Source organism: Pseudoalteromonas sp. Bsw20308 (genome assembly GCF_000310105.2).
In the GTDB taxonomy this organism is placed as follows: Bacteria; Pseudomonadota; Gammaproteobacteria; order Enterobacterales; family Alteromonadaceae; genus Pseudoalteromonas; species Pseudoalteromonas fuliginea.
This window is the reverse complement of the sequence record NZ_CP013138.1, coordinates 1322464-1343583: the sequence shown is the minus strand read 5'-3', so window position 1 is coordinate 1343583 and position 21120 is coordinate 1322464. Positions and strand designations below refer to the sequence as shown.

Below are 21120 nucleotides of genomic sequence, written 5' to 3'. Positions count from 1 at the left end.
TACAGGGAGCGATATGGATACTGAGTTACTGAACAGATACCGTAATGCGGTTACACATTTGCTAAATGAGCCAGCCGATGCGGGGTTGATGAAGCCTTTTATCAACGATTTAAAAAATTACTTAGGGAATATTACGTCTATTTCAACTGACTTAGATATGAATGACTGGAATGATGAAAATACGTCCCAAGGCGTTGCAATTTCTCCTGTACAAGCAGCTAAATGCACTGAAGAGACTCTTCGCACACAAATATTTATGCAAGGTATTAAGCTCGCCATTGAAGAACGTTTAAAGGCAAAGACTGATGATATTCATATTCTTTATGCTGGTACGGGGCCTTATGGCACGTTACTTATTCCTTACTTAAGTCTTGCCACAAACTCACGTATAAAAGTCACACTCATTGACATTCACCCAGAAAACATCAGTGCAATTAAAAAGCTAGTAAAGCACTTTTCAATCACCCAAAACATTGTTGCAATTACATGTGATGACGCAACTTGTTGGCAAGCGCCCCCCTCTCAGCAATTTGACATCATTATTTCAGAAACTATGACAGCGCTATTAAAGCGAGAGCCTCAAGTGTTCATTTTCTCTCATTTATGCCAATACTTGCATAATACTGGCACCTTAATCCCACAAAATGTTTCTTTAAAGGCATGGCTAACACCTTTTAAATCTTTAATGTCTATAGAAGGGAGTATTACCACTAACATACTCCTAAAAGAGTTTTATTGCTTAAACATCGACGAAGCAAGGCGTTTAAATGCAGGGGATACATCCACCTTTAAAGGCAGTATGCTGATCCCAAATGGCGTTGATACTAATTACAGACTCAAGCTAACAACCGACATTCAAGTATACAAACACCATAAACTAACGGAAAATCAATGTAGTTTAAATATACCGCTTATTTTTTTACCTCATGATGCGCAGCTTCGTGGTGGTGAAGCTATTCATTATGAATACATAACACCTAACAGTGCAGACTTTATATTTACATTCCCAATAAAAAGTATCATTAAGACGGTAACTGAATTGGCAAGATTTACAGATCTCAATAACTTGGGATTGCCTGGTGTAAAGCGTATGTTTGAGCGTGCACAAGCAACTAAATCCGGTCACTCATTTAGTATTACCGACGATGAATGGGCATTATGGACAGAGCTATTAGATTCATTAACGCTGCCATACCATGAAACAACTGCAGCACTTTATCAAAGCCAAAGTATTGAAGAATTTGAACATTGGCTAGTCACTAACAGTAATCTCAAATCATTATGACTATTAGCACTGAACACAATACAGATAAGCAGTTAACTGAGGTTGAAAATATTTTAGCCTTTCTTACTGATATAGGTATAAACCACCGGTATGAAACGTTACACGAAAAGACTTTTTTACCCGGCCTTAAAATAGAACAAGGCACTTTATTACTTGATTTAGAAAAACTGTTATACCCAGGTGATATTCTTCATGAAGCAGGTCATATTGCAGTTACTTCAGAAGCGACAAGAACTTGTTTAACAGGGGATATGAAAAACCATGATCATCAAGCGGCCGAAGAAATGACTGCAATAGCTTGGTCGTGGGCAGCAGCTTGCTATTTAAATATCGCCCCGGATATTTTATTTCATGAACAGGGTTATAAAGGGGCATCTGATAACTTAATCGAGGCCTTTACCAACAGCACTGGTTTTGGTTACCCTCTTTTATATTCATGGTTTATGTGTGAACAGCCCAATCACCCAAACGGTTATCCAAACATGTTAAGGTGGCTAAGAAATGACGCTTATACACAAGCTCAGCTAAAATAGTCGCAGTAGATTTTATAAGGAATATGAGTGCTTAATAACAGCCTTACGCCAAAGCAGCTAACTATGTTGTGCAACGATTTAGCACAACTTAGATTAATTGCCGATTTAACACTTGCGCCTAAAATGCCTTATTTTGCCAATAAACCCTACCCAATAGGGCGTTGTAGAGAAATTCGCGATGAAGTGTTTTCATTATTGCAAACACAACTACCACAAACAGATAAACCGGGTCTGTGCTTATTAAAAAAGCGTATTAACCAAGGTACCGATTTAAAAAAAGCATGGGGGTCATTACGAGATGAATACTTTCAAAACGCACTCATATTCGGGCCATGGTATATCGATGTTGCCAATGACACCGTTAATGCAAATAAGCCAAGAGTCGAAATTTTACCTTTGGCAACATCCAAATTTACAACAATTGAAAGTTTTACTCAGTTTATAAAAATAGCCCGTCCATACTGGCAAGTCGAAATATACAAAAATGATGTGTGCCCAGCTCTAGCACCTTATATGCCATTGCTTTGCGTAGGTAATAATGGATCTAGTTGGTTGGCGGCTGCTAACGATGACATGCTGAATGTTGCAATTAATAGTAATTTTGAAGAATCGAAACTCATTTTAAATTCTTTACCAAGCGCCCCCGATTCAATTACAAAGCGTTGGAAAGAAGTTCTATTACAATTCACTCATGAATATTACTTAACAGCCAAAGGGGATCCCACAGAGTTTTGCCTTCTTTATAGTAAAAATACAACTAAACCAGATCTCGCTCAACGTGATGCCGCTGTCATTGCCTATTCGTCTTTACCAAAGTCAGTTTAGCCTATTAACTGGTTTACTTTAGGTAAGCAAGCCTTGTTGGTAACAAGGTAAAAATTCATTATTTAGTTGCTCTTTGTCAGAAGTTTTTAACGCCGTTAACGCCAGATTTAATACCACACATTGATTAAGTATTATTGCGGGTTGGTATAATATCTCATAGGCTGATTTTTGTATTTAGAAGGTTTATCTCTGTATCAATATAAATAACTTCCAATACTTCAGTGTATTAATGCTAAAAAAAATGAAGACAATCGATATTTCGTATCACAAAACTAATAAAATAATGCTATGGTATGTGTACCGAGTATGACTTCAAGGAATGGATCATGGACCAAATAAGAGTGCATGAGTATTTAATTAAAAAGCCACTTGTTCAAGTTACAAAACCGTTTGCTCAAGAGGTTGATGTTTATAAAGTGAATCATAAAATGTTTGCTACTCTTGCCGTTGGCAATGATGGTGAAACAAATGACGATGGAGAAATTATTTGGTGGCTTAATTTAAAGTGCGATCCCGATGAAGCACTTTCGTTACGCGACATTTTCCCTGCAGTGATCCCAGGCTATCATATGAATAAACGGTTATGGAATACTGTTATTTTAGATGGTTCGATTCCACAAGGCGAAATAGAACGAATGATCGATAATTCATTTAATTTAGTCGTGGAAAACATGCCAGAAAAAGATCGCAAAACAATAGAGCAGCATTTGTAAACGTCTACTTCTATTAGGGGCTAGCTTTCTAGCCCAATAAACCCACCTAACGTTGTTAACCTTTCAAGATTAGAATCTTCCAGTCTTGGGCTGTTTAATAGCCTTGATAAATTTATAACTTAGAATGTTTAACGCTGTTAGCGCCAGATTTAATCCCTCAAATTGATTATGTATTATTGCGCATTGGTATTAGACTTTGAGTGTGTAAATTAAATCATCATAACGCGTACCAGCAATAATATGTGATTGAGGTATAGCATCTGTCTGTGTTAATCCGCATTTGCTCAATACATTTTCTGAGCTTGTATTACCCCGTGTCACCACAGCTTTAAACTGTTTGATACCACATTCTTGCCACGCCCATTCGATTACGGTTCTTAACGACTCAGTTGCGTACCCTTTAGAGAAGTGTTTTGGTAAAAATAAATACCCTAGTTCGGCAGTTATTCCATCATAAGTAAAACCAGTAACACCTATAACCTCCTGTGTTTCATTGTTTATAACAGCAAAGCATAATGGATGGCGAGAGTCCGGATCCCAAATAGGTAAGCGCTGCTCAAACCGCTGTCTCACAAATACTTCTTTTGGCATGTCAAAGCAATATTCAAGCACGTCGGGTTCACGATGGAGCTGCAAAAAAACAGACCAATCAGCATCACTCAACTGCCGCATTTTTAATCGTTCTGTAAATAACTGCATAGGCCCTCTACAAATGATTATTAATAAAAAGCACGAAAAACAATCGCAATAACTTATAAATTCTTAAGTAAAAAGCCGCTCACTTATAAAGTGAGCGGCTATAAATTATATAAAAACTAAGTAGAACCAATTAGCCTTTATATTTGCTCATTACTAAAGTCGCGTTTGTGCCACCAAAGCCAAAGCTATTTGACATAACCGTATTGAGTTCAACATCACGACGTTCAGTAATAATATCTAAACCAGCCGCTTGCTCATCTAGGTCATCAATATTAATTGAAGGCGCTACAAAGCTGTGCTCTAGCATTAATAATGAAAAGATTGCTTCGTGAACACCCGCAGCACCTAGAGCATGGCCTGTCATAGCTTTAGTGGCACTGATCATTGGTGACTTACCGCCAAACACTTCTTGAATTGCACCAAGCTCTTTAACGTCGCCTACAGGTGTAGATGTACCGTGAGTATTTAAGTAATCAATACTGTCTACATCTTGCATAGCTTGGCGCATACAACGTGCCGCACCTTCGCCAGATGGCGCAACCATGTCGTAGCCATCTGATGTTGCACCGTAGCCAACAATTTCAGCGTAAATGTGTGCGCCACGCGCAAGGGCATGTTCAAGTTCTTCAACTACAACAATACCGCCACCGCCAGAAATAACAAAACCATCACGGTTTGCATCATATGTACGAGATGCTTTTTCAGGTGTTTCGTTGTATTTAGTAGAAAGTGCGCCCATAGCGTCAAATTCCATTGCTAATGTCCAGTGTAATTCTTCACCGCCACCAGCAAATACAACGTCTTGTTTACCAAGTTGAATTTGTTCTACCGCGTTGCCAATACAGTGCGCAGATGTTGCACATGCTGAGCTAATTGAATAGTTAACACCTTTAATTTTAAAAGGGGTTGCTAAACAAGCAGAAGTTGTACTTGCCATAGTACGTGGCACCATATAAGGCCCCACACGTTTTACGCCTTTTTCACGTAAAATATCAGCGGCTTCTACTTGCCATTTAGACGAACCGCCACCAGAGCCAACAATAATACCCGTGCGCTCATTAGATACTTGTTCGTCAGACAAACCTGAGTCTTCGATTGCTTGTGTCATCGAAATATAAGAATAAGCAGCAGCATCACCCATAAAGCGCATTGCTTTGCGATCAACATGGGCTTTAACATCAATATCAATTTTACCCGATACATTACTACGTAACTTATAATCAGCAAATTCTTGGTTAAAAGCGATACCGCTCTTACCTGTTTTTAGCGATTCTAATACTTCTTCTTTGTTGTTACCGATACTTGATACAACACCGATACCTGTAATTACAGCTCTTCTCATGGGTAATTCCCTTAGCTTAATACTCAATTGTGTTCTATTTTACGCGAATTTAATCACCTAAGTGGTCAGCTTTCTAGCGTACACTTGTACTCTGAACTGCTAGCTTATAAATAACGCCAGACTATTACAAAGAAAACACGTAAAATAATTAAAAATATTATTTGTAAACCTTAATAAGTCATGATCAAAAACGCGCAAATACACTTTAATCACTCAGGTACTCCTGTTGCCAGCGACTTCGATGATATTTATTTTTCTGATGGCAATGGCTTGGCCGAATCCCATTATGTGTTTTATGATCAAAACAATATAGATACACGATTACAAAATCATGACCAGCCACATTTTGTTATTGCCGAAACCGCTTTTGGTACCGGCCTTAACTTTTTAAATGCATGGCAGTGCTTTAATGACCACATTGCACGCCAACAAGTTCAAAATCAATTAGATATAGGTGTTAAACGGCTGCATTTTATTTCCTTTGAAAAGCACCCATTAAAATTAGCTAACTTAAGCCAACTTTTACAAGCATGGCCTTCTTTTCAGCCATTAAGTGAAGAGTTACTAGCCCAGTACCCTATAAATTTAGAAGGATGTCATCGACTCGAATTTAATAATGGCCGTGTTATCCTCGATTTGTACTTAGGTGATGTACTCAATTCAATAAGTACAATGAGCTACCCACAATCTGGAATTGTTGATGCTTGGTTTTTAGATGGTTTTGATCCAAATAAAAACCCTGATATATACCAAACAAGCCTATTTAATGCATTGGTCGACATCTCAAAAACTAACGCGACGCTTACCACTCATACCGATGCAGAATCAGTACGTAAAGGCTTAATTGACGCAGGCTTTAGCATGCAAAAAACAAAAGGCTTTAGCAAAAAACAAAACATACTGTTCGCAAAGCTCAAACAAGCTAATAGTTCACAATCGGCTCCAGCTTATTTTAACCAAGATAAAAGCACACTTAAAAATGTGGCTGTAATTGGCGGCGGTATAGCCAGTAGCTGCATTTTATATAGTTTGGCTAAACGAGGCATAGCAAGCCAATTATTCTGCCAAGATGAAAAGCCCGCAATGGGCGCTTCGCATAATGTACAAGGTGCTATTTACCCTCACCTACAAGCAAAAAATTCACCGCACAGTGAATTGTTCGCACATAGCTTTTTATACGCTAAACGCCTATATAACAACTTACTTAGCAGTGGTTTTAATTTTGATTACGATTGGTGCGGCGTATTACAACACGCAGTAAAAAAACCTCTGGCCGATAAACATGAAAACTTAGCACAAAAACAACTGTGGCCAACCCAGCTAATGCACAACGTAACCGCAGAGCAAGGCGACGAAATAGCCGGCGTAAAAACAGGTTATTCGGGCGTATTTTTTGAACAAGGCGGCTGGGTTAACCCTCCGCAATTAGTAAACGCCATGTTAAGCGCTGCAAATAGCATAAATCCATTTAAAAGCGTATTTAACTGCAATATAAAACAGCTTAAAAAAACTGATAGCGGTTGGTTTTTATTAACGAATGATGAACAGTTAGGTCCTTTTAGTGATGTAATTATATGTGCGGGTGAACACAGTGATTCATTTGAGCAAACAAAAGCGCTACCAATAGTAGGCGTACGCGGGCAAGTTTCGCATGTTCAGGCAAGTGAGCAATCACGCAAACTTAAAACAGTGCTATGCCATAAAGGGTATTTTACCCCAGCCTATTTAGATCATCACTGTATGGGTGCAACGTTTGAAAAAAATACTAAAAGCCGTCAAGTTACCGCGCTCGACAACCAATTAAACCAAGAGCAACTACTTAGCTTTTATCAGCAAAGTGAATTTGCCTCAACCCTTGGCAATATTACCTCGGCAAAAGCGGCTGTTCGCTGCACATTTATAGATCACCTACCAATGGCAGGGCAATGGTGTGAACAAAGTGATTACATTACAGCCTTTGCTAACTTGCGCCTAGGTAAGCGCTATCAGTACCAGCAACTAACTAAATCACAGCAAGGTCTGCATATTTTTACCGGTTTTGGCGCACGTGCTTTGTGTAGTGCCCCACTCAGTGCAGAGCACCTTATTAGCTGTTTAAACAATGAGCCTCGCCCGTTAAGCGAGCGTGTTAGCCAAGCTATTCATCCTGCCCGCTTTATAGTTCGTGATTTAATACGTAATAAAATATAAAGGCATTTATGAAAGTATTATCACTGAGTATATTATTTTTAATTTTTGCAATATTTAGCAGCCCTAGCCAAAGCGCCATTACATAATAAAGGAAACAATACCCATCGAACCCTTTTCTATAACTACCAAAAACACAGTGTAAGAATAAGTTTGTACCAACGTGATTATGTGACAAAAATCAGTATTATTATTGAAAAATAAACGTAAAATAGTCATTTTTATCATGCTCTGTTAAGTATCCAATTTAAACCACGTTATTTTATTTAATATTACTAATTAAACTCAAATTTACCCTTTAAAAATAAACGCCTACCCCAAGGTCTGTTTACACAGCACATTACTTTTCAATTTATTTATACCAACAGCATTAAATTAGTGATTTATTATAACGATGAAAAATAGCTTAATAACAAAGTAAAAATTATGACATAGAGTGATCTGTATAAATAATTTTAACAACGTTAGTAAGTTACTATCTTCGCCAGAATATTCACTTTTTAATAAAATTGGTACTAGTTAAGAAGGAATTAATTATGAGCAAGACCTTAATTATTGGCGCAAGCGGTAAAATTGGTAAAATGACCACTGAGTTATTATTAAAAAATGAACAAAATGTGGTTGCCCTAGTGCGTGATAAAAACAAGCTAAGTGATTTAAAAAGCCCTTTTTTAAGTATTGTAGAGCAAGATCTCGAAGGCGACTTTTGCAACGCGCTAAAAGGCTGCGATCAAGTTATATTTGCTGCAGGTTCGGGCGGTAGTACTGGCGACGACAAAACCGTTTTAATTGATTTATGGGCAGCAACTAAAGCTGCAAACTACGCCCGTGAACATTCAACAAAACACTTCATCATGGTTAGCTCTATTGGTGCAGACGATCCCGACTCAATAGATGGCGACTTAAAACCATACCTTGTAGCTAAGCATATGGCTGATGAGCATTTAATTAACAGTGGCTTAAATTACACAATTATTCGCCCTGCTACATTAACCGACGAAAAAGCATCGTTAGCAGTAACAACCGAACGCCCTAAAGATAGTGACAAAGCTAAAATCAGCCGAGAAAATGTTGCTAATGCATTACTTCATATTGCAACTAACAGCCCAAATAGCAACCGTATTTTTGAACTGTTCGATGGTGACAAACCTATCAAATCCGCTGTTAAATAAACGCCAACAAAACCACAAAATTAGTACAATGTAATACCAATCCCTTAACCAGAACTCTGGTTAAGGGATTTACTAACATATTGAACCATAATAATATTTAAATTTATTTATCTCTAACCAGAGCTTTCAGTGAGAACAAAGTAAATTCAACGCAGTTAGCGCTTAAAATAACTACTTGAGATAGATTTATTGCCCAGAGTTCAAGTTAATTAAATATTACCTCAAGGCCCTGCCAAGCTAGCTGTAATGCCAGTAATGTTAATATGCATTTAAAAATACACTTAAATTTTTCTGTCGGTATACGATGCAGTAATCGAACACCCAACCATGTACCTAATGCACCACTTAAAATCATTGCTCCAACCAAAGGCAGCCATTGCCAAAAGCTAAAAGCAACCGCTGCATATACACCCGCTTTAAATAAATGTTGAACCGACATAATGCCAGAAAACGTCGCCGTAAATCGCAGCTTGCTGTAATTGCTCATGTGCAAGCAACTTCCAACGAGTGGCCCACTTGCCCCAACAAACATAGAAATAAACGTGGTAACAAAGCCGGAAAAAAAACGCCACACGACCGAACTGCTTTGTAACGCAGTGGGGATTTTTCCCCACAATAAATAAATTACAAAAAGCCCCGCTATTAATTTCATAGCATCAAGTTGAATATCGACAATAACAAAACTCGATAATATAGCCCCTGCACTCCCTCCAAGCGTAAAATAAATAAACATTTTTTTGTCTATATGCTTAAAAGTGAGTAATAACCGATTTGTGTTCGAACCTAATTGCACAAGCCCATGTACAGGCACAACCAACGTCATTGGCATAAATGATGCCATTACAACAAGCAACATCAACCCGCCGCCAGCACCGAATGCTGCTGAAAAAAATGAAGTGAAGCCCGCTAACACAATAAAAACGCTCGCCAACAGAGGCGAAATAAGATCGGTGGTAAATAAATCCATCTGTAAACCATGCTTTTAATAGAGCCATAATAATGGCGATTAAATATACCAAGGTCTACTGCTATTTTTCATCAGCCTGAACAGCCATTTTACCTGCGTGTAATGTTACTTAATTTTTGCGCTTTATTTGCACATTTAACAAATACCCTATACCCCACTTCATTATTTGGATTAATCACGTGATAAAACTAAAATCAGAGTTTTTAAAGCTTGTTTTCATGAGTGTAACAGCCATTGGGTTATCAGCATGTGGTAGCAATAACGACAAAGACACAACTGAAACAGAAGCGATTATTATTGATAATACTTCACCCAACACAACAACGACTACAGTAATAGAAGTAGACCCTTTTAATTTCGAAGGTGGTGCATTGGTATCAGCTATAACAACTCAATTGTGTACATTAAGTAATGGCGATGAAACGTCATGCTATAAAATTGAGATTGCAGGTGCACCTGCAAATCATGAAATAGGTATTTTTTGCCCAAACACGATTACCTCAAATGCTGATGAAGCGGGTATTTGGTTTGATGGTAATGGCAAGGTATATGACATTACCGGTGATTTTATTTTAAATTTACCCGCATTATATAATGATAGCCACTGGCAACTTTATGACGAAAGCACAGGACAAGTAAATATCACAAATACGTATGCATCATGCGATGGTGCAGCAAGGCCCAATGTAGAAGAACAATACCAAAACCACTGCGTAGAATGTTCAATAGAGTATGTAAATGGTGGTATCTCGCAATCATTTTTAATACCTATAACCCCCGTAACCGCAAACCAAGCAAATAGTGTTGGTAGATCAAATATAGGCATCGCGCTTAATGGAGTTGTGTTAGCTGCTCCAGCCCCTGTAGATGCCATTTTAAGTGCCTATACCATAGCCGCATTTGATGATTGTGCAGGCCACATAAACCTTAATGAAGGCTACCACTATCATGGCGAAGCAGGTTGTAGCCAAACGCAAGCTCAATCAGACGGACATGCTGCAATGGTAGGTTATGCATTTGATGGTTTTGGGATCTTTGCCATGCTAGGGAGCAATAATACAGAACCAACTGATTTAGATGAATGCAGAGGACATTACGACGACACACGCGGCTATCATTACCATGCAGCAAGCGTCTCAGAAAATATGTTTATTGGTTGTTACAAAGGCGAAACCGCACAATAAAAAGGACAACAAAATGAAAATGTTAACTATATCAAAAATGGTTATTGTGACTTTTACATTAGGCAACTCATTTTATGCGTTTAGCCACGCAGGCCATGGTAATACCGCACCTTGGCATGCATGTGAAAACAAAAACCTTAACCAAACGTGCACCTATACAACACATAATCAAAAAGCAACCGGTACTTGCCAAGCAATGAATAATGTACTTGTGTGTGTACGTACTCAACCTCTCGAAAACATAATAGAAAAAGCCACTAAAAGGACGAAAAATGAAGTGACTCCTCAAAGCTCTGCTTATAAGTTAAGTAAACAGGCTACACATTAATATTTTAGCCACTATGACTTTCGAGTTACCCTGAGTTGAATGCAGCCTTGATTATTATGGTACAAAGACCACACATCATTTGGGAAAGCATAAAAATAGCCCGAGGAGCTAATCTGTAACGTCTTCGAGTTTTTTTGATAATGTGAGAGAGCTTCATATTGATGAGGGTGCGGACTACCATCGTTTGTAACCGCCTGCGCTTTACCAGAATCGTTTGCGATACACCCAACAGCAATAAACCATCGCATATGCTCTACCCGTTTAGTTCCCCAAAAATCGGTAGAGCGATTCTGCGTTGCTTGTTTAAATTTACGTTCAGTCATTCCCAAAATAGATGATGCAAATCGAATAATGTCGCCCGCCGTTAATTTTCCATCCTCTGTACCAAGCCAATCACATTCATCTTTACTATCTTGCCACTCGCCTTCAGAGTCAAAAATATACCGTTCACCCTTATTCATGTAAATATACGTTGGAGTCCAATGTTGCTTAGCAAATACATTAACAACCGTCGATTCCCCAACCTCTAATTTTATTGTTGGCCAATATTCAGGATGTTCAATAGGCGATATTTCTTGACGCTTAAATACACTCTCGTGGAAATTTTCATTATTTGCTGTAATCACACAATCCACATTGCGCGGACGAGATCTAAACTTAGCAAATATTCCTTTAAATGAATTATGAAGTACGCCACAAGGATTTGGATTAAGCTGATTTAAAATGTTATCCCGAAAAAATAAACCGCTCTCCTGCGCTTCCTTTATCATCCACTCAAGTGCAATATCTGATAAATCTGTATCATAATACCCGCCACCGACATCGGAATGTACGCCCGGAAACCACATTTCTTTAACGTCTCGATCAACTAAATTCTCACTCCAGCGAGTAACACAAAAACTACTTCGCTTCTCATCCATTGCCATTGCGTGCCTAGCAATACTTATATGTTTTCCCAAACTAGTATCGTGAAAACGCCATGACGCAGGGTTATCCAACAAGTTAAATAGCTCCATGTCATTTGGTATACCCAATGCCCCCACCGTTTCCCATACGCCTATAAAATGAATAGGTAAGCTTTTTTTATTGTTAATATATAAACTCTTAGGGATCCTCTCTAGTTTTGACTTATAGTTTTCAAAATGTCCGTGGGTCTTTTCCCACCGCGCTTTGTTATTTTCAAGCTTATTAAAATCAAGTAGCCCTAGCCCTAACAGCCCACCTAAACTCCTCGCCGTAAATGCTCCTCGGCTAAACCCAAAAATAAATACTTTGTCGCCTTCGTTGTAGTTACTCGCTAACCAATGATAAGCACTACAAATATGCCTTTTTATACTTTTACCTAAAGCTCCATCAATTATAGAATCTTTTAGCCCCGTTTCTTCGCCCCCAAGACCTGGGTGGTAGTACAACTTTTGTATGACCTCTGAATTATCTTTTTTCGCTAGCGCGTGGTAGAGCTTGACGACATTGGTTGGTGCGGGAGCACCATTGTCTTCTTGTTGAGGATTATTCCATGTGCCGTCACAGCAAATTACTAAGTTAGCCATAATTAACTTCCTTGCATCAATTAATGTTTATTATATCAATTCGCTTAATTAAGAGATTATTTTGAGCTAAGAAAATCGTATCGATAATAAGGCAAAAATTTCGTTATTTAGTTGTTATCACTCATTGCTCTGCATCCAGCATTCAGATGTAGTCGTATATCAGAAATTTTTAACGCAGTTAACGTCAGATTTAATCCCTCAAATTGATTAAGTATTATTGCGGATTGGTATTACTTATTGTTACTTGAGTTCAAGTATTAAGTGACAAACGTTAATTAGTCAAAAATAAAATCCTAAAAACGAAGATCTGTAGTTCAAAAACACATTGTTAATGATGCTCTAAAATTGGCAGGTATTTTGAAATATTACAGACAATAAAAAGCAGCTGATTTTTATAATTTGCGGGTTTCTTATGGTTTTCGAATAACGAGTTCAAAAACCTTTGTTGGCTGGGGGGATTTGACCCAGTCCGAAAGCCTCAATTGTTATAGCTAACCAACAAAAACAACAATTTATTTCAAAATCAGAGTGTTACTATCTTATATTAGTCTATCTGGCTCTTATGTTATTTTTTGATTATGGACAGTAGATGGACATATTTATTTGACCGGAAGTAAAATTCTTGAAACTATAAGCATGGGATAAATACACTCTAGGGAATTAAATTGACAAAATCCGCCATTACCGCCATACAAAAAAAGAAAAATTTAACTGCTTCTTTTTATATTTCAGGTCAAGATAATAAATCACAATCCATAACCACAGCGGAGCATTTCAAAGAAGCTTATTCCCGTCATTGCAAACTTGATTGTATAACTAAGCGAGAACCCATCAGTAGACCAATATTAGGCAATACCAATCGAGACATGAACTTTAGAATCGATAGTTATGATTCGACAACAAAAAGTTATTTTGGTTATATTGCTGTAGCAAGGGATACTTTCTTACCATCAATGTACAATAAGACATTACAAACCGAAACTGACTTTGTACTTGAGGACGATCAGTTTGTATATGAAAGAAGCTATTTCCTATATTATGAAGATGCTGACATATTAGTTTTTAATAATAACCGTCTTGGGCCAAGGCCAGACGACTTATCATATGCATTAACACACGATGTTGCAGGCACGACTATTGATTTCGAATCCATTTGGAACCAAAAAGAGCTTCAAGATGTCTTAAGAAAAGGTCAAAGTGTAAAAAAATGTTCTGTAACCGTAGCACTACCTCGTAATTTTAAAGAATCTCAACTAGATTTACAGAAGTCTTTCAGTAAAACTATTGTACAAATGATGTCAGCTAATGGCATGAGCCGTCTTAAATTGGATTTTTGGGGCAGAGCTAGCAATAACAAAAGTACACTTGGTTATCTTTCTCATGATGTTGCAGAAGGGTTAATGGAGTTTATAGATAAATTTGGCAACAAGCAGAAAGCAACTGATCCGGAAATTAAAAAAGCCGAATTGCAACCTGTAGGTGAAGGTCAAAAATCAGAAAATCTGTTATCTCAAGAATTGAAATATAAAACAACAGTCGATGTAGAAAAAGGTTATCCAAAGTTTCATGATGTGAAATGGGCTTTAATGAAAGCGTATAATTCAAATATAGATACTTTGAAACAATATTCAGCTGATATTTAACTTAATAGAGTAGCCAAATGAAATTTATAATCATATATATCATTGGTTTTGCACTAGCTTGTGTTAGTTACTCTTTTTATATACCTAAAGATCACAACACCATCTTAGCTATTGCTAGTCCTTTGTCTACTGTTGCTGCGATGCTATTTGGCTTTATCATCGCTGCTCAGACTTTCTATTCTGGAGCTGCGTCCAACACTCTAATTGCAAACTTGAAAACACAAAAAGCAATGTTTAACCATATCTTAGATGAAATAAAGTTTACTGGTTTTTCTTTAATCTCAAGTTGTCTTAGCTTAATTTTGAGTATGTTTTTACCTCATAAAGATATGTTTGAAGGTTTTGACTTAAAATTAGATGTTTTCTTCTTGAATACTGGTTTTGGCTTTTTAGTCTCTGCTCTGATCCTATTCTCATTTTCATGGAAGAAATTCACTCTTATTATAAAAGAGTCATGAGATTATTGTTTTGGTCCAAATTTAATCGCATCCTCTAAATGACTTGGTGCAAAGTGCGCGTAAACCATTGTTTGCTCAATCTTTGCATGACACCAAGTATTTGCTGCAATACTAAAATATTACCTCCGTTCATCATAAAATGACTTGCGAAAGTATGCCTTAAAACATGGCTACATTGCCCCTTTGGCAAGTTAATATTGGTTTTACTTACTGCACTGTACAACGCTGAAATAGCAGCTAAGGCTTATACCAACCTACATAAATCTTTGTTCAATTTAACGAATTAAATTGCACTATAACGTCGTTAAAATTTTTTATTTAGAACAACTAGATACAAAAATCTTTGTCTAGTTCTAGCGTAATTTTCTTAATGTTAAATAGACCCCATATATAAGCAGATTGGTCTTAGTTATTACAAACTACAAACGTTAAACAATCATTAAATTATAAGCATAAAAAACCCGCAAATTTGGATTAACAAATTTGCGGGTTTTTTATGGTTTTCGAATAACGAGTTCAAAAACCTTTATTGGTGGAGCTGGGGGGATTTGAACCCCCGTCCGAAAAGCCTCAATTTTTATAGGTAACTAATAGAAACAATGAGTTACCTTAGTATCAAGCAGTTAACCTCTAATGTTATCTTATATAATCTAATGCAAACTATTATTTGTGGTCACTGACTGGTCAATAAAACTTACAGCCTAAACACGTGAATTTGACGTTTTTCGTCAAAAAAACCTATTTAGCTTGTTAATTTAGGTAAACCTCTCTATCATCCATATTGTTTCAATTCGTAGATATGAGGTTATCACCAAATGATTTTAGAATATGGCTTAAAGAACTTTTTTGGGTTCAAGGAAGGTTGTATTGTTAACTTTAGAGTTCCAAAAAAAGTATCTAAAAAAGGTGTCGCTGATTTTCTGTGCGTAAAAGGCAAAAATGCCTCCGGTAAGACAAATTTGTTGAAGGCTTTATCATTCATCAGTGACTTTTGTACTGACTCTTTTCAAGATTACAAACCTAAAGATTATATAAGAGTAGAGCCTTTTTTTAGAAATCAAAATCCTATTGAGTTCTACATTGAATTTATATGGAACAATTGTGAATACAGCTACGAACTATCTTTAACTGATACCGAAGTTTTCAGTGAAGTTCTTTATAGGAAAAATAATAGAAAAGTAAAAATAATAGAACGACAAAAAAATGAATTTACTCATCTTATTTCGGAGTTTTCTGAACTCGCGTCAATGAAATTACGAACTAACGCTTCTTTTATCAGTTCTTTTAAACAATATGATTTAGATTTGATGGACTCGTTATCAGATGTTTACTGTTTTTTTGACTCTATCACCTATAACGTTAGTTACGGTGGCCTAGTAGAGCATCTCCCTGATATAAACCAAATATCTAAAGTTTTGTATCACAATGAAGAAATGTTTAATTTTACAAAAGATATCATTGTTGCAAGTGATACCGGTGTTAGTGATATTGTAATACGACAAAAAGATGATCAAGAAACTGGGAGAGTTATTTATACCCCTCTTTTCATACATGAAGTGAGTGGTGAATTACATCCATTACCAATATTTGCAGTATCAAGTGGTACAAAATCGCTATTCACTCAATTAGGTAAGTATCAAAATGCTTTGAAATTTGGTGGGGTTTTATGTATCGATGAATTTGATATTAATCTTCATCCTCATATTTTACCTAAATTAATAGGTCTTTTTGATTGCCCAGAAAATAATCCAAAGAATGCCCAACTAATTTTCACAACTCACAATTCTGAAATTATGGAATATATGGGGAAATATAGAACTTACCTTGTTGAAAAAGAAAACAATGAATGTTTTGCATACCGATTAGATGAAATACCGAGTGATATATTACGAAATGATCGCGCAATTTTACCAGCATATAATAGCGGTAAATTGGGTGGAGTTCCTGTTCTATGAACTTCAAAAATCACAGAAAACAAAGTTTCCTAGATCGATTCCCTACAGCTAGCCTTGATAGCCCTGAAGATAAAATAGCTAGTTTGTGCAAATTTAACTTTTCATATTTTACTCACGACCAACCTGCTGGCCAAAACTTTTCCGATTGGACTGAAGTACAGTTACAAAAGCTACTTGATAAGTTAGTTAATTATTCAAAAAAGCCCTTAGTACAATGGGAGAAAGAAAAAATAGGACAAGGAAAAAACCACGTCTTAGAGGTTTATGGTTCTTTTCCAAAAAAATCTGACTTTACTCAACCCAAGCATATTCCTCACCAAGCTAAGTGGGCTAGATTTAGGTTAGAAGGTTCTGTTAGGTTAATAGGATTTGTTATTCCAGATGATTTTAACAAAAAGGAGCAAAACAAATCCTCCTATAATTTCTGTTCGAACACTTTTTATATTGTTTTTCTAGATAAGGACCATAATTTTTACAAATAATCGCTAGTTTATTTTTGGACCTAATCTAATAGCATCTTCTAAATGACTTGGTGCAAAGTGCGCGTAAACCATGGTTTGCTCAATCTTTGCATAACCAAGTATTTGTTGTAACAGTAAAATATTCCCTCCGTTCATCATAAAATGACTTGCGAAAGTATGCCTTAAAACATGGCTACATTGCCCCTTTGGCAAGTTAATATTGGTTTTACTTACTGCGCTGTACAACGCTGAAACAGCAGCTAAGGCTTATACCAACCTACATAAATCTTTGATCAATTTAACGAATTAAATTGCACTATAACGTCGTTAAAAAATTTTTATTTAGAACAACTAGATACAAAAATTTTTGTCTGGTTCTAGCGTAATTTTCTTAATGTTAAATAGACCCCATATATAAGCAGATTGGTCTTAGTTATTACAAACTACAAACGTTAAACAATCATTAATAATTAAATTATAAGCATAAAAAAACCCGCAAATTTGGATTAACAAATTTGCGGGTTTTTTATGGTTTTTGAATAACGAGTTCAAAAACCTTTATTGGTGGAGCTGGGGGGATTTGAACCCCCGTCCGAAAAGCCTCAACCGTCGGTACTACATGTTTAGTATCGTCATTTAATTAACCTTTAAATCTCGGACGAACACGATAGATAAAGGCGAGGCCGCTTAGTTTTAACGCTTCAACCCCGGCCAGGGTTTCCGTCGCGATCAGGTGTTAGGGTGACACTCCAAAATCCAGTCCACAAGAATACATGGAAGGAGCGCTAGCTAGCCTAAGCTGCTAGAGAGTAGTTATCGTCGTTTGCGATTACTTTAGGTTGCGGCTGTTTAACGAGGCAAACCGCACCTCGACATGCACCTTGGGCGTCTTGAATTCCGTCGAATCCTAATCAGCCCCTGAATCAGTAAACTCATTCAGAGCGTGCGAGCAGTATAACTGAGTAAGGCGCTGATACTCAAGAACTAACTCGCTTTTATTTTATCTGTTAGGACTCGCTGACCTTTTAGGTTAAAATTTATTCTATATAGAGGTGATTTAATTGCGGCGCGAAGTTTGTAGCCTAGTAGTAGGTAGTAGGCTAAGTAAAAATCGAGCAACAATGAGTGAATAGCCCTTGGAACGAACCCAAAGGGCAGCGTGTGTTTGGCATTTATGCTACGTTATCGCCTATCTATGGGGAACAACCGCACAGCATAGGCTTTGCCTTGCATAAAAACCAAATACACTTCGGCAAATTTAACTTCAAAAAATAAGCAGGCCCTCATACTAACTGCCTATTAAATAATCATATTTTTATAAATAGCTGCATAGTTAAACAACATTTACTTAACACGAGACTCTAGTTGTGCTCCAATAGAGTGCTGGCTTTTTTGATCGGATTAAAAATGCACCTTAAAGCAATAAAAAATATAACAATTATAATAACAGGCACATTAAGTAGGGAATAAATAAATGTCGGTTTTTTCATTTAATGAAGAAACGGGGTACTTATCTTTAATAGCACACCCTGTTGATAGTGGTTTTCCAATAACTGCAACGCAGTTAATTGAACTGCTAGAACAATCTGACTACTGTGATTTTGACGTTATTTCGGCCAACATTGGTAAACTTTTTTCTCAAAGCAAAGATTATAAAGAAGAGTCGTTAATTATTGCTCAGGCTGTAAATGCAACTGTTGTTATTAATATCGATGAAAAAGGCATGGTAGCAGAAGCAACCATTACCACTACAAAAGGTGGTTTATTATTATCGATGGAAGGTGCGCAAAAAGCACTGGCTGATGCCGGTGTTAAAAAAGGAATAAGCCCTCGCGCGCTTGATTCCTTTTTAGGTCAACAGTTTGAACAACCAGCAGGAAGCTCTTACAGTGCAATAATTGCTCACGGGCGTAACCCTAAAGATGGCAAAGATGCTAGATTTGTTCGTTTATGCTCAACAGCCCAAGATCGTGTGCTTAGCCCTCAAGCAACTCAAGGCGGTAAGGTTGATATGAAAAACCTTGGCGCAATCATCACGGTAAAACCAGGTACACCTCTTATGCAGCGCATACCCGCCACTCGCGGTGAAGATGGCTACACTATATTTGGTGAAATTATTCCTGCAACACCAGGAAAAGAGCACCAATTACAACCTTTCGAAGGGACTAAAATAGACCCCAACAACCCAGATATACTTATTGCAGATTGTAAAGGTGTACCCGTTGCTTTGCCTCGCGGTATGCGTGTAGATGATGTTTTATGCTTTGATAACATTGATGTAAGTACTGGCCATGTCGATTTTGACGGTAGCGTAATAATCAGCGGTGATATAAAAGACGGTATGCATGTTAAAGCAAACGGCGATATTACCGTTATAGGGTTTGTAGAATCAGGTATTGTTGAGAGCAAAAGTGCAGTAACAATTATGCAGGGGGCTATTGGTCGAAAACGCGAAAACAATGAAGCATTTACATGTCATATTACAGCTTTGCGTACTATTTCAATTGGCTACGCTCAATATTGTAATATAAAAACAGAACAAGATTTATTTATTGAACGCCAAGCACTGCATTGTGATATGAGTGCAAGGCGGTTAATACGCGTTGGTAAAGCAGATAAACCTCGCGGTAAAATTATTGGTGGCAATATTTTAGACGCTATGCGTATTGAAACCGGCGAACTCGGTGCACCAGCGGGAACAAAAACTCGTGTGCTTTTAGCACAAAACTGGTTTGAACTTCGTGACAAGCAGATCCAGATTGCTGATTTTGAAAAAGTGCTTGCAACTAAAGTAACTGCTTTAAAACAAGCTCGTAAAAAAGCGGGACAAGTTGCAGAGCCCACTCAGCGTCAGCAGTTATTGAATAAAATAACCGAAAATGAACAACATATAAAAGCACGTACAGAGCATGTTAATCGTCAAAAATTGTTGATTAAGCGAAAAATCACGCAATTGCTTTCAAGTTGCCGCTTAAAAGTGAATGAGTTAATGCACCCAGGGGTAGAACTTAAAATAGCAAAAGATTCAAAACAGTTTTCGCGTATTTATCCACCCCATTTATTAAAACTAAATGAAGGAAAAATTACTCAGTCCTTTTAGTTTCTGTGCCATCTTGTGTATCCACTTCGGCGTCACTATCATCTAGTGGCGCTAACGGCCAACCACCTAGTTGCTGCCAACGGTTTACAATTAAACAATACAGCTCAGCGGTACGCTCGGTATCATAAAGTGCTGAATGTGCTTGGCTGTTATCAAATTCAATACCGGCAGCGCGGCATGCTTTAGCCAATACAGTTTGCCCTAACGCAAGTCCTGCAAGAGTGGTTGTATCAAAACTTACAAAGGGATGAAATGGTGTTCGTTTTATATTATTACGCTCTATAGCTGCATTTAAAAAGCCATGATCAAACGCTGCGTTGTGCGCCACAATAACAGAGCGTTGACACCCTGCTGCTTTTTGAGCTTTGCGTACCACTTTGCAAACTTCTTTAATAACGTCTTCTTCTGGCACTGCGCCGCGTAATGGCGAAAAGGGATCGATACCATTAAACTCAATTGCAGCTTGCTCTATGTTTGCGCCTTCAAATGGCTCTACATGAAAGTGCACGGTATGATCTATGCTGAGCAACCCTTCGTCATCCATTTTTAAAACTGAAACGGCAATTTCTAGTAAAGCGTCTGTATTTTTATTGAAGCCCGCTGTTTCAACATCAATTACAACCGGAAAAAAGCCACGAAAGCGTTTTGCGAAAAGTGTTTGCTCAGTATTTGCCATAGTATTCTTGGTTTATAGGTATAAGCCCACTATTATGTCAAA

At 37.4% G+C, this 21120-nt stretch carries 18 protein-coding genes, 1 other RNA gene and 2 pseudogenes; 13 read left to right on the top strand and 8 right to left on the bottom strand.

Annotation, left to right across the window (positions count from 1 at the left end):
• Positions 1 to 13: 13 nt before the first annotated feature.
• The 4 genes from D172_RS05735 (at position 14) to D172_RS05720 (ending at position 3356) form a co-directional block, all read left to right on the top strand.
• On the top strand, positions 14 to 1285 hold the full coding sequence (locus D172_RS05735; RefSeq protein WP_007377723.1) for a class I SAM-dependent methyltransferase: 1272 nt from the start codon (positions 14 to 16) through the stop codon (positions 1283 to 1285).
• Positions 1282 to 1818, top strand: a complete 537-nt coding sequence (locus tag D172_RS05730; RefSeq protein WP_007377722.1) for a hypothetical protein — start codon at positions 1282 to 1284, stop codon at positions 1816 to 1818. Before D172_RS05735 ends, D172_RS05730 begins: the two co-directional genes overlap by 4 nt.
• Before the next feature lie 27 nt (positions 1819 to 1845).
• Positions 1846 to 2643, top strand: a complete 798-nt coding sequence (locus D172_RS05725) for a hypothetical protein (RefSeq protein ID WP_007377721.1) — start codon at positions 1846 to 1848, stop codon at positions 2641 to 2643.
• A 326-nt stretch (positions 2644 to 2969) separates the two neighbouring features.
• Positions 2970 to 3356, top strand: coding sequence for an MmcQ/YjbR family DNA-binding protein (locus D172_RS05720; protein WP_007377720.1), 387 nt, complete (start codon positions 2970 to 2972; stop codon positions 3354 to 3356).
• A gap of 189 nt (positions 3357 to 3545) precedes the next feature.
• Here D172_RS05720 and D172_RS05715 read toward each other — a convergent pair whose 3' ends face one another.
• Both D172_RS05715 and fabB read right to left on the bottom strand, forming a co-directional pair.
• Positions 3546 to 4055, bottom strand: coding sequence for a GNAT family N-acetyltransferase (locus D172_RS05715; RefSeq protein ID WP_008136347.1), 510 nt, complete (start codon positions 4053 to 4055; stop codon positions 3546 to 3548).
• 130 nt (positions 4056 to 4185) lie between these two features.
• Positions 4186 to 5397, bottom strand: a complete 1212-nt coding sequence (gene fabB, locus D172_RS05710) for a beta-ketoacyl-ACP synthase I (protein WP_007377718.1) — start codon at positions 5395 to 5397, stop codon at positions 4186 to 4188.
• Between the two features lie 180 nt (positions 5398 to 5577).
• Here fabB and mnmC point away from each other — a divergent pair, with 180 nt between their 5' ends.
• Both mnmC and D172_RS05700 read left to right on the top strand, forming a co-directional pair.
• On the top strand, positions 5578 to 7587 hold the full coding sequence (mnmC, locus tag D172_RS05705) for a bifunctional tRNA (5-methylaminomethyl-2-thiouridine)(34)-methyltransferase MnmD/FAD-dependent 5-carboxymethylaminomethyl-2-thiouridine(34) oxidoreductase MnmC (protein ID WP_007377717.1): 2010 nt from the start codon (positions 5578 to 5580) through the stop codon (positions 7585 to 7587).
• 533 nt (positions 7588 to 8120) lie between these two features.
• Positions 8121 to 8756: an SDR family oxidoreductase gene (locus D172_RS05700; RefSeq protein WP_007377715.1), complete on the top strand. Its 636-nt coding sequence runs from the start codon at positions 8121 to 8123 to the stop codon at positions 8754 to 8756.
• A gap of 205 nt (positions 8757 to 8961) precedes the next feature.
• On the opposite strand, the gene D172_RS05695 is transcribed toward D172_RS05700, so the two are convergent.
• A complete protein-coding gene (locus D172_RS05695; protein ID WP_007377714.1) occupies positions 8962 to 9723 on the bottom strand; it encodes a sulfite exporter TauE/SafE family protein in 762 nt (253 codons plus the stop codon).
• A gap of 218 nt (positions 9724 to 9941) precedes the next feature.
• Between D172_RS05695 and D172_RS05690 the strand changes: the two genes are divergently transcribed.
• Together D172_RS05690 and D172_RS05685 are read left to right on the top strand one after the other, a co-directional pair.
• On the top strand, positions 9942 to 10907 hold the full coding sequence (locus D172_RS05690; protein WP_007377713.1) for a YHYH protein: 966 nt from the start codon (positions 9942 to 9944) through the stop codon (positions 10905 to 10907).
• A 13-nt stretch (positions 10908 to 10920) separates the two neighbouring features.
• Positions 10921 to 11235, top strand: coding sequence for a hypothetical protein (locus tag D172_RS05685; protein WP_007377712.1), 315 nt, complete (start codon positions 10921 to 10923; stop codon positions 11233 to 11235).
• Between the two features lie 11 nt (positions 11236 to 11246).
• Here the strand turns inward: D172_RS05685 and D172_RS05680 are convergent, their stop codons facing one another.
• On the bottom strand, positions 11247 to 12785 hold the full coding sequence (locus tag D172_RS05680; RefSeq protein WP_007377711.1) for a DUF2235 domain-containing protein: 1539 nt from the start codon (positions 12783 to 12785) through the stop codon (positions 11247 to 11249).
• Between the two features lie 665 nt (positions 12786 to 13450).
• On the opposite strand from D172_RS05680, the gene D172_RS05675 reads away from it, so the two are divergent.
• Both D172_RS05675 and D172_RS05670 read left to right on the top strand, forming a co-directional pair.
• Complete coding sequence (locus tag D172_RS05675; protein WP_007377710.1) at positions 13451 to 14428, top strand: DUF6731 family protein; 978 nt, start codon at positions 13451 to 13453, stop codon at positions 14426 to 14428.
• A gap of 17 nt (positions 14429 to 14445) precedes the next feature.
• A complete protein-coding gene (locus D172_RS05670) occupies positions 14446 to 14886 on the top strand; it encodes a hypothetical protein (RefSeq protein WP_033023756.1) in 441 nt (146 codons plus the stop codon).
• A gap of 2 nt (positions 14887 to 14888) precedes the next feature.
• Here the strand turns inward: D172_RS05670 and D172_RS21660 are convergent.
• Positions 14889 to 15079, bottom strand: a pseudogene (locus D172_RS21660) (tyrosine-type recombinase/integrase); the annotation flags it as partial.
• Between the two features lie 622 nt (positions 15080 to 15701).
• On the opposite strand from D172_RS21660, the gene D172_RS05665 reads away from it, so the two are divergent.
• Positions 15702 to 16841, top strand: a complete 1140-nt coding sequence (locus tag D172_RS05665) for an AAA family ATPase (RefSeq protein ID WP_007379099.1) — start codon at positions 15702 to 15704, stop codon at positions 16839 to 16841.
• Positions 16838 to 17323 (top strand): hypothetical protein, encoded by a 486-nt coding sequence (locus D172_RS05660; RefSeq protein WP_033023932.1) that lies wholly within the window; start codon positions 16838 to 16840, stop codon positions 17321 to 17323. Before D172_RS05665 ends, D172_RS05660 begins: the two co-directional genes overlap by 4 nt.
• Positions 17324 to 17326: 3 nt before the next feature.
• On the opposite strand, the pseudogene D172_RS21210 reads toward D172_RS05660, so the two are convergent.
• Both D172_RS21210 and ssrA read right to left on the bottom strand, forming a co-directional pair.
• Positions 17327 to 17527 (bottom strand): annotated as a pseudogene (locus D172_RS21210) (tyrosine-type recombinase/integrase); the annotation flags it as partial.
• 337 nt (positions 17528 to 17864) lie between these two features.
• Positions 17865 to 18221, bottom strand: a transfer-messenger RNA (tmRNA) gene (gene ssrA, locus D172_RS21205).
• 555 nt (positions 18222 to 18776) lie between these two features.
• Here ssrA and D172_RS05655 point away from each other — a divergent pair.
• On the top strand, positions 18777 to 20402 hold the full coding sequence (locus tag D172_RS05655; RefSeq protein ID WP_007379024.1) for a DUF342 domain-containing protein: 1626 nt from the start codon (positions 18777 to 18779) through the stop codon (positions 20400 to 20402).
• Here the strand turns inward: D172_RS05655 and rnt are convergent.
• A complete protein-coding gene (gene rnt / locus D172_RS05650; RefSeq protein WP_007379023.1) occupies positions 20386 to 21078 on the bottom strand; it encodes a ribonuclease T in 693 nt (230 codons plus the stop codon). The genes D172_RS05655 and rnt overlap by 17 nt on opposite strands.
• Between the last annotated feature and the right edge of the window lie 42 nt (positions 21079 to 21120).